Source organism: Acetatifactor sp. (genome assembly GCF_982438285.1).
Genome location: NZ_CEWDFQ010000100.1, coordinates 1 through 9,200 on the forward strand (window position 1 = coordinate 1; position 9,200 = coordinate 9,200).

At 48.6% G+C, this 9,200-nt stretch carries 8 protein-coding genes and 1 pseudogene; 1 reads left to right on the top strand and 8 read right to left on the bottom strand.

Annotation, left to right across the window (positions count from 1 at the left end; all coding sequences use genetic code 11):
* Together AC1WIP_RS06730 and rsxC are read right to left on the bottom strand one after the other, a co-directional pair.
* Positions 1-779: RnfABCDGE type electron transport complex subunit D (locus tag AC1WIP_RS06730; protein WP_481141128.1), on the bottom strand; the 779-nt coding region annotated here is incomplete at its 3' end.
* Positions 776-2,110 (bottom strand): electron transport complex subunit RsxC, encoded by a 1,335-nt coding sequence (rsxC, locus tag AC1WIP_RS06735; RefSeq protein WP_481141129.1) that lies wholly within the window; start codon positions 2,108-2,110, stop codon positions 776-778. The genes rsxC and AC1WIP_RS06730, both read right to left, overlap by 4 nt.
* A gap of 155 nt (positions 2,111-2,265) precedes the next feature.
* Here rsxC and AC1WIP_RS06740 point away from each other — a divergent pair, with 155 nt between their 5' ends.
* Positions 2,266-3,369: a ribonuclease H-like domain-containing protein gene (locus AC1WIP_RS06740; protein ID WP_481141130.1), complete on the top strand. Its 1,104-nt coding sequence runs from the start codon at positions 2,266-2,268 to the stop codon at positions 3,367-3,369.
* A gap of 40 nt (positions 3,370-3,409) precedes the next feature.
* Here the strand turns inward: AC1WIP_RS06740 and AC1WIP_RS06745 are convergent.
* The 6 genes and pseudogenes from AC1WIP_RS06745 to AC1WIP_RS06770 form a co-directional block, all read right to left on the bottom strand.
* Positions 3,410-4,184 (bottom strand): annotated as a pseudogene (locus AC1WIP_RS06745) (CheR family methyltransferase).
* A gap of 20 nt (positions 4,185-4,204) precedes the next feature.
* Positions 4,205-5,353 (bottom strand): 30S ribosomal protein S1, encoded by a 1,149-nt coding sequence (gene rpsA, locus AC1WIP_RS06750; protein ID WP_481141131.1) that lies wholly within the window; start codon positions 5,351-5,353, stop codon positions 4,205-4,207.
* Positions 5,334-6,182, bottom strand: coding sequence for a 4-hydroxy-3-methylbut-2-enyl diphosphate reductase (ispH, locus tag AC1WIP_RS06755; RefSeq protein WP_481141132.1), 849 nt, complete (start codon positions 6,180-6,182; stop codon positions 5,334-5,336). The genes rpsA and ispH overlap by 20 nt, the downstream gene beginning before the upstream one ends.
* Complete coding sequence (gene cmk, locus AC1WIP_RS06760) at positions 6,182-6,850, bottom strand: (d)CMP kinase (protein WP_481141133.1); 669 nt, start codon at positions 6,848-6,850, stop codon at positions 6,182-6,184. The genes ispH and cmk overlap by 1 nt, the downstream gene beginning before the upstream one ends.
* A 61-nt stretch (positions 6,851-6,911) precedes the next feature.
* Positions 6,912-8,144: a BaiN/RdsA family NAD(P)/FAD-dependent oxidoreductase gene (locus tag AC1WIP_RS06765; protein ID WP_481141134.1), complete on the bottom strand. Its 1,233-nt coding sequence runs from the start codon at positions 8,142-8,144 to the stop codon at positions 6,912-6,914.
* Positions 8,145-8,155: 11 nt separating this feature from the next.
* Positions 8,156-9,091 (bottom strand): MurR/RpiR family transcriptional regulator, encoded by a 936-nt coding sequence (locus AC1WIP_RS06770; protein ID WP_481141135.1) that lies wholly within the window; start codon positions 9,089-9,091, stop codon positions 8,156-8,158.
* Positions 9,092-9,200: the final 109 nt, after the last annotated feature.

Here is a 9,200-nt window from a genome sequence, read left to right on the forward strand (position 1 = left end):
GTGGGCTCGGAGATGTGTATAAGAGACAGGATGGGTCTGGTCACGTAATCCGTAGCCATGAAAAAGGCCCCCAGCATCAGACCGCCCCCTGCAAGCTGCGCAGAAAGATACGCCGGATCAAAGCCATGTCCGCCGAAGATGCCTGTAAACAATACAAAGGTGACAAGATAGCTTCCCGGAATCCTCAAATCAATAATGCCAAGCAAAATCAGAAAGCATGCCCCAATCAGAAGAGCGATCATAGAGGTCTCTCCGATGGTTCCAGCCGTACGTCCAATCACCATGCTCATTACGTCAACGCTCTCACCGGCCTTAAGGGACGCCAGGGGCGTGGCTCCTGTATACGCATCACAGGAAAAATCCGTCATCTGCGCAGGAAAAGAAATCAAAAGAAAGCATCGGGCCGCCAGCGCCGGATTCATAAAGTTCTGCCCCAGTCCTCCGAAAAGCATTTTCACCACAAGTATGGCAAATACGCCTCCAAGAACAGCCATCCAGAGGGGAAGGCCCACCGGCAGATTCATGGCCAGCAAAAGTCCCGTCACCACAGCGGACAAATCCGTTATGGTAGTTTTTTTTCTGTAAAGGCCAAACAAAAATTCCGTCAAAACCGTACTGGCCACCGTAACCAATATCAGCAAGACCGCTCTGGGGCCGAAATTATAAATTCCAAAGCCTGCCGCCGGCAATAAGGCAATGACCACAGCAGTCATAATTCCATTTGTGGTTACCTGAGAACGGATATGAGGGTTGGATGATATTTTCATTCGTTGATTCACTTGCTCTTCCCTCCTGCTTCCTTTTTCTTTGCAAGCTGTATCTTCCGCATGGATTTAATCTCCTGGGTCAGGGGCCGTTTTGCGGGACATATGAAGCTGCAGCAGCCGCATTCGCAGCATTCCATGCCATTATGCTTCAGAAATGCCGCTTCGTCAAAGCGCTCCGCGTCATCTGCCAAAAGGCTGGGCACAACTCTTCCCGGGCAGACGTCCACACATCTTCCACAGTTGATACAGGGTCCCGGTTCCATGGCGGACACATCGTCCTTTGAAAAAGCCAGCAAAGCCGTTGAGGTCTTTGTGACAGGCACATCCAGATCAAATATCCCGATTCCCATCATGGGGCCGCCGCAGATCAGCTTCTCGGGGGCAGTCCGAAAACCTCCCGCCCCATCCACAAGCTCCTTGTAGCTGGTACCGATCCGCACCCGGAAATTCCGGGGATTTTCAATGGCATCCCCGCTGACGGTTACAATCCGCTCCATCAAAGGCCTTCCCTCTATGACAGCGCGGTAAACAGCTGCCACGGTATCCACATTATTCACTATGCAGCCTGCGTTTGCAGGCAGCATGGAGGAATTGATTTTTCTTCCGGTGACAGCGTAGATCAGCTGACGCTCCGCTCCCTGAGGATATTTTGTTTTCAGCGCTCTTACGCTGATCCGCTTTTCATCTCTGCAAAGCTGGCGAAGCAGCTTAATGCAGTCCGGCTTGTTGTCCTCCACCGCCAGAATCCCCTGGGCACTATCAAACAGCTTCAACAAAATTTTCAAGCCGCCGATCACCCGTTCCGGCTCCTCCTTCATCCTGCGGTAGTCCGAAGTCAGATAGGGCTCGCACTCCGCACAGTTCACAATCACAAACTGTATTTTATCAGGCCGCCTGGGAGAGAGCTTTACATGGGTGGGAAATCCTGCTCCTCCCATTCCCACAATACCTGCATCCTTTATAATCTGTAATATTTCATCCTTATCCAGCTTTTCCAAAGGCGCTACGGGATAAAATCCCACATCCTCGTACAAGCCGTCATTTTCTACAACAATGCTCATAACCTGCTCGCCGGTCACCGTTCTTCTGGGCTCAATCCCCTTTACCGTTCCCGAAACAGAGGCATGGACAGCTGCAGAGACAAAGCCTGCGGCCTCCCCGATCTTCTGACCGGCCAAAACCCTGTCCCCCTTACTCACGATGGGCTTCGCCGGAGCGCCAATGTGCTGCGACAAGGGATAGACCAGATCTCCCTTGGGAAGCATTTCCTGAATCGGCTTGTCCTTGGACAGCTCCTTGCCGTCATAAGGATGAATGCCTCCTGTAAATGTTAGCCTCGCCATATACTTTTCGTCCTTTCCGTATATCCGCCTGTGCGCGGTTTGCAGTTTAAATATACTATTTTTTTCAATAAAATACTACTGCAAAATAAAAATTTATGCTATGATTAATACAAAATCAGCAGTTCGGAAACTTTATCTGCGCAAGGAGGTACACCATGAAAATTTCCGAGGAAATCTTAGAACATTTTTCCATCTCCTATCCCTTAGAGCGGATTGCCCCCCTGGAACGCATTCTGTTTCTGGATATTGAGACCACCGGCTTTACTGCAAAGTCATCCTATCTCTATCTCATCGGCTGCGCCTATTACCAGTCCGGCAGATGGCACACCATACAGTGGATCGCCGAGAATTACAGTGAAGAGGCCGACGTGCTGGACGCTTTCTTTTCCTTTGCCAAGCCCTATGAATATTTGATACATTTTAACGGCAATAATTTTGATCTGCCTTTTCTTTCCCAGAAATGCCTCCAGCTTTCTCTTCCCTACAGCTTTGAAGGTTTGACCGGCATTGACCTGTACAAAAGAATCCGTCCCTATAAGTTTTTTCTGAAGCTGCCAAACTGCAAGCAAAAAACCCTGGAGCAGTTTTTGGGCATCCACAGAGAAGATGTCTTTTCCGGAGGCGAGCTGATCGGCATTTATCATGATTATGTAAAATCTCCCAGTGAATTTGCCCAAAAGGCATTGTTCCTTCACAACGCCGACGATATCAGGGGCATGCTGGAAACCCTTCCCATGTTAGCCTACTACGACCTGTTTAACGGCTCCCCCAGAGCAAAAAAGGTACAGGCCAACTCCTACCGTGACTTAAACGGACACAGCCGAAAGGAGCTGTTGATTACCCTTCAGCTTCCCACCGCTCTTCCCAAACAGATTTCTGCTTCTGCAGGCGGCTGCTATTTCCACGGTGAGGGCCGGGAGGCTTCTCTCAAGGTTCCCATCTATGAGGAGGAGCTTAAGTATTTTTACTCTAATTACAAGGATTACTACTATCTCCCCGCGGAGGATATTGCGCTTCACAAATCCGTAGCAGGCTTTGTGGACAAATCACACCGAATCCCGGCCACTGCCGCCAACTGCTATACGCGCAAATACTCTTCCTATCTTCCCCAATGGGAGCTTATTTTTGAACCCTTCTTTAAGCGGGATTACAAAAGCAAGGAGCTTTTCTTCGAGCTGACCGACGAAATGAAAAAGGACAGGGATTCCTTTACCGCCTACGCCAGCCATGTTCTGTCCATGATGGCCTCTTCCTATTAAAAAAAGAACCTGCTTGCCTTCAGGTTCTTTTTTTCTGCTATTAAGGCTTCTGGTAAAAGAAAGAATTCTTTCTTTCAAATCCCACATCCTTGTAATTCATAATCTGTTCCGTGCTTCCGATGAACAGCATACCGCCTGCAGCAAGAGAACGGCAGAATTTGCGGAATACCTCATCCTTGGCTTCCTCTGTAAAATAAATCAGCACATTGCGGCACACAATCAAGTGATATCCGCTTGGATATGTATCCTTTAAAAGATTGTGCTCCTTAAACTCCACCCGCGCCTTCACAGCATCCGCAATCTTATAGGAGGGCCCCACCTGTAAAGTACTTTTTTTTCATATCCTCCGGCACGGCTGCAATACTCTTTTCAGAGTAAAGTCCTACCTTTGCCTTGGCAATGACCTGTTTATCCAGATCAGTTGCAAATATCCTTATATGGTCCAACGGAACATGGCGTGAAAGAGCCATCACCAGGGAATACGGTTCATCGCCTGTGGAACAGGCCGCACTCCACACCTTCAGGTTTTTGCCAAATTTCTGAATCAATTCAGGAATAATCTGGGTGTCAAGAATCTTCCACTGCTCCGGGTTCCTGTAAAATTCAGACACATTGATCGTAATATAGCTGACAAATTCCTCAAACAGAGCCCGGTCTGTTTTCAATGCCTGCACATACTTGTCATAGCCCACAATCTTGTGCTTGGAAATCAAAGTGTCTATACGGCGCTTCATCTGCTTTTCTTTATAGCAGTTCAAGTCAATGGTTGTCAGGGCCAAGATCTCTCTTTTAAAATACTCATAATCAAATGCCATGAGATTTCCCCATCCCGTTATTATTCTTCACTGTTTTCCGCTTCAGCTGCAATCACTGCATCAATATCCACAGGAACCACGTCTTCGTCGGATTCCTCCGCTTTCTCTGCAGGCTCAGGCGCAAGCATTGCCTTGATACTCAGAGAAATCTTTTTGTCCTCTTCGTTGAAATCCACAACCTTTGCGGTAATTTCCTGTCCGATGCTCAGCACATCCGACGGCTTCTCCACGTGCTCCTTGGCAATCTGGGAAACATGCAAAAGCGCGTCCACTCCGGGCTCCAGCTCTACAAAAGCGCCGAAATCCGTCATTCTGGCAACCTTACCGGTCACCACATTTCCCACCGCATATTTTACAGCCGCATCCCTCCAGGGATTGGCCTCGTCAAATTTCAAGGACAGTGCAATCTTGTTGCCGTTAATTTCCTTAATCAGCACCTTAAGCTTGTCCCCTACCTTAAATACTTTTTTGGGATGCTCCACTCTTCCCCATGACATTTCAGAAATGTGAAGCAGGCCGTCAGCACCGCCCAAATCAATGAACGCGCCGAAATCTGTGACGTTCTTCACAACGCCCTCCACTACATCGCCTTCCTTGATTCTGGCAAACAGCTCCTTTTGCAGCTCTGCCTTTTTAGCCAGAATCAGCTGCTTGCGGTCGCCGATATATCTCCTTCTCTTGGGATTATATTCGCTGATTACAAATTCAATCTCCTGTCCCGCATACTTGGACAGATCCTTCTCATAGGTGTCGGAAACAAGGCTGGCCGGGATGAAAATTCTCACTTCGTCTACAATCACACTCAGTCCGCCCTCCAGCACCTGGGCAACCGTAGCCTTCAGAACCTCCTTGTTGTTATACGCCTCTTCAATTCTCTTGTTTCCTCTGTCCGCAGCCAGACGCTTGTAGGTAAGCAGCACCTGTCCTTCGCCGTCGTTCACCTTCAGGATTTTTACCTCCATGGTGTCCCCAGGCTTGGCCACAGTCGTCAAATCAACGCTGGAATCGTTGGTGTACTCATTTTTTGTAAGAATGCCGTCCGACTTGTATCCGATGTTCAGGATGATTTCATCCGGCTTCACATCGATGACCGTACCTTCGACTACCTCTCCTGCGTGTATTGTCTTTAATGATTCTTCCAGCATTTGTTCAAAAGTTAATTCTGACATAATTTTGAACCTCCTCGATTAATTTGTTTGGGGTGGAAGCCCCTGCAGTAATACCCACTAGTCGAACAGCTTTAGGTAGATCTAAATGCAAGTCATCCAGTGTCTGTATAAAATAGGTGTTCGCACATACTCCACTGCAGATTTCATACAGCTTTCTGGAGTTGGAGCTGTGTTTCCCTCCTATCACAATCATAACGTCAGCCTCCGCCGCAAGAGCCTTGGCAGAACGCTGGCGTTCTTCCGTAGCATTACAGATAGTATTCACAACACTATCATTGTAACCTTTTTTTTGAAATATTTCAACTATATGTTGAAATTTATTGTAATTAAATGTCGTTTGAGAGACAAGACATATTTTTTCCCCCTTCGCAGGAGTGTAGGAAAGGGCCTCCTCAGGGGATTCCAGCACGGTCACCGGGCCGCTGCACCAGCCCACAATCCCTTCTACTTCGGGGTGTCCGGCGTTTCCTATGACAATAATATGTCTGCCTTTTGCGCTCTCCCGTTCCACAATCCTGTGTATTCTCTTCACAAAAGGACAGGTTGCGTCCACATACTCCAGCTTTTTTCTTTCCAAAAGCTCATAAATCGATCTGGGCACTCCATGAGCCCTGATCACCACACAGCCCGAAGAGAGCGCTTCCAGCTCTTCCCTGCTTTCTATCACGCGGACGCCTTTCTTTTCCAGGTCCCTGACCACTGCTTCATTGTGGACAATAGGACCATAGGTATATATAGCTTTCCCTGTTTTCACCAATTCATACACCTGATCCACCGCTCTTTTTACACCAAAGCAGAATCCGGCGCACTGTGCAAGTCTTACCTCCATCACCGCCGCCTTTCCTGGCAGATATCCATAATCCGTGTGATCACTTCCTCCACAGTCATGTCCGAGGTATCTACCTGTACAGCGTCATCCGCCTGTCTTAAGGGAGACGCTTCCCGATTCATATCCCGGTAATCTCTCTCCTCAATCTCCTTGCGGATCGTATCCAGATCACAGTCCTGTCCCTTCTCCAAAAGCTCCTCATATCTTCTTTTGGCGCGCACCCTGCTGCTTGCAGTGAGATAAATCTTCACCTGAGCGCCCGGGAGCACACAGGTCCCAATATCCCTTCCATCCATGATGCAGTCCCTCTGGGCCGCCAGCTTCTGCTGCATTTCCACCAGCTTTCTGCGCACAGAAGGCTGGGCGCTGGTAATAGAGGCCGCATTTCCCACCTCTTGTGTGCGGAGATAGGAATTTACATTTTCACCATTTAAATACACCACCTGTTCTCCGCCTTCATAACCGATGGAGATATCCGCTTCTTTACACTTTTCTGCTACGGCCTGGGCATCCTTTAAATCCACTCCCTCTCGCAGCATAAAAAGAGCCATGGCACGATACATTGCCCCTGTGTCCACATAAATCAGGTTCATCCTTTTTGCCACTGCCCTTGCAATAGTGCTCTTTCCTGCCCCTGCTGGTCCATCTATCGCCACGTTAAAGCTCATATCCATACCCCTTATCTGGTTTCTGTTTTTCATTATATATGAATACCATAACAAATGTCAATTAACATCCTGTGCACGCACGGCTCCCGGCCAAATGTCCCGTAGACCATGCAATCTGCAGGTTAAAGCCTCCTGTCAGCCCATCCAGATCAAGCACCTCTCCCGCAAAGTACAGGCCCTTTATCCGCTTAGACTCCATTGTGGAGGGGTTGATATCCTTCACAGATACGCCTCCCTTTGTGACAATCGCCTCCGAAAAGCCTCTTGTCCCCGTGATGGTGAGGGAAAGCCCCTTGATCAGTTCTGCAAAGGCCCTCCTGTCCTGTCTTGTGATTTCATGCACTTTTTGTTCTGGAGAAATCCCGGAAAGCCTTATCATAACCGGAATCAGCTTTCCAGGAAACAGCCCCGCCAGGGCATTTTTAAACTGTTTGTTTTTATTCTCCTCAAAGTCCCGAAGGAGCCGCCTGTCAAGCTGCTCCAGGGTAAGGGCCGGCTTTAAATCAATAAAAAGCTCCGCCTTTTTTTCTTCCTTATTGTAATAACTGCTGGCGCTTAAGACAAGGGGGCCGCTCACGCCAAAATGGGTGAAAAGCATTTCCCCAAAGCCGCTGTATTTTTCCTTTCCATTCACCTTGAGCGTGACTGCCACATTCTTTAGGGAAAGCCCCATAAGCTCCCTGCACCATTCTTCCTTTGCGCAAAGAGGCACCAGGGACGGCCTGCATTCCACCACTCTGTGTCCTGTGGCCTCGGCAAACCGGTACCCGTCCCCCGTAGACCCCGTGGCCGGATAGGACATGCCTCCTGTACAGACAATACAGGCGTCCCCCTCTGCCGTCTCCTGGTCCGCCAGGCGCACCCCCGCAAATCGGTCCTGGTTTGTCAAAATTTCCTGAACCCTTTGATTCAGCCGGATAGCCACCCCTCTCTTTTTCATCTGGCGCTGCAGTGCCGCAATCACGTCAGAAGCGTGGTCTGATACGGGAAAGACTCTCTCTCCCCGCTCCGTTTTCAGAGGACAGCCCGCCTTCTCAAAAAGCTCCATGACCGCCTGATTGTCAAAACCGGAAAAAGCGCTGTACAAAAACTTTTCATTCGTGCACACATTTTGAAAAAAGGTCTCCCTGTCCGCAGCATTGGTTACATTGCATCTGCCCTTGCCCGTGATATAAATTTTCTTCCCAGGCTTTTCATTTTTTTCAAACAGACACACTTCATTTCCCTTTTCTGCAGCTGCAATAGCCGCCATCATTCCGGCGGCTCCTGCGCCGATTACAATTATTTTTCCCATCTTTATCTTTTTTAACTTTCCTTTCCCGAATCATCTTTTCTCAGTGAATAATTCAGCATGGGCTCATCATCAATAAAGTTAATTTCGTCGTTCAGATAAACCTGATAATTATTCCATGTCTCCTCCAGCATCTCCAGATTCCGTCTGACCTCCTGAGGACATTTCAGACACAGCGCCACCACCAGGGCATTGATCACGCTCAAAGGCGCCACCAGGGAATCCACAATAGAAACCATGTCGCTTCTTGCCAGCAGATTGCAGGAGGAATAGAGATTCATGGGAGAATGAATGGAATCTGTAATGGCAATGACCTTGGCATTTCTGTCATTGGCAAATTCCATAGCTTTTAAGGTGCGCATGGAATACCTGGGAAAGCTGATGCCGATAAAGCAGTCCTTCTCATTGATTCTTATCATCTGCTCAAAGGTTTCGCTTACACTGGTGGTGGCAAGCAGCACCACCCTGTTTCTGATCATATTCAGATAAAAATGAAGAAAGGCAGCCAGCGGTTCATTGCTCCGAAGCCCCATAATATAGATAGTGTCTGATTCCAATATAATATTGACAGCCGTTTCAAAGGCGGAAGGGTCAAGATTCTGTATGGTATGCTGCAGCTTTTCAATATCTGCCGTCAGCACCGAGGTCAGCACCTCCGACTGAGAAATTCTGCCGTATTTGGCATCCATCCGCTGTACGTCGTTCAGCTTACTTTTCACGCATTCCTCCAGAGCCTTCTGAAACTCCGGATACCCGCGGTATCCCACCGCAGAGGCAAACCGCACCACCGTTGACTCGCTGATGCCCAGGGTCTCCCCCAGCTTTGCCGCCGTCATGAATACAGCCTGGTCATAATGCTCCAGAATATAATCCGCAACCGCCCTGTGGCTTTTGCTCATTTTTGCGTATTTTTCGCTGATCAGGCTAAGTACGCCGTTCTTCCTCTCCATGAAATGTCAGACTCCTTATCTCTCCTTATTTCAAAGTGGTATTTCCCGAAAATGCAAGGTAAGTCCGATTTAAGAGCTCCATAGTCTCCACATCGGACAAGTCATAGTC

Coding starts and splice junctions, on each gene's coding strand:
- rsxC (WP_481141129.1), bottom strand. CDS start 2,110: ATGGCGAGGCTAACATTTACAGGAGGCATTCATCCTTATGACGGCAAG.
- AC1WIP_RS06740 (WP_481141130.1), top strand. CDS start 2,266: ATGAAAATTTCCGAGGAAATCTTAGAACATTTTTCCATCTCCTATCCC.
- rpsA (WP_481141131.1), bottom strand. CDS start 5,353: ATGTCAGAATTAACTTTTGAACAAATGCTGGAAGAATCATTAAAGACA.
- ispH (WP_481141132.1), bottom strand. CDS start 6,182: ATGGAGGTAAGACTTGCACAGTGCGCCGGATTCTGCTTTGGTGTAAAA.
- cmk (WP_481141133.1), bottom strand. CDS start 6,850: ATGAGCTTTAACGTGGCGATAGATGGACCAGCAGGGGCAGGAAAGAGC.
- AC1WIP_RS06765 (WP_481141134.1), bottom strand. CDS start 8,144: ATGGGAAAAATAATTGTAATCGGCGCAGGAGCCGCCGGAATGATGGCG.
- AC1WIP_RS06770 (WP_481141135.1), bottom strand. CDS start 9,091: ATGGAGAGGAAGAACGGCGTACTTAGCCTGATCAGCGAAAAATACGCA.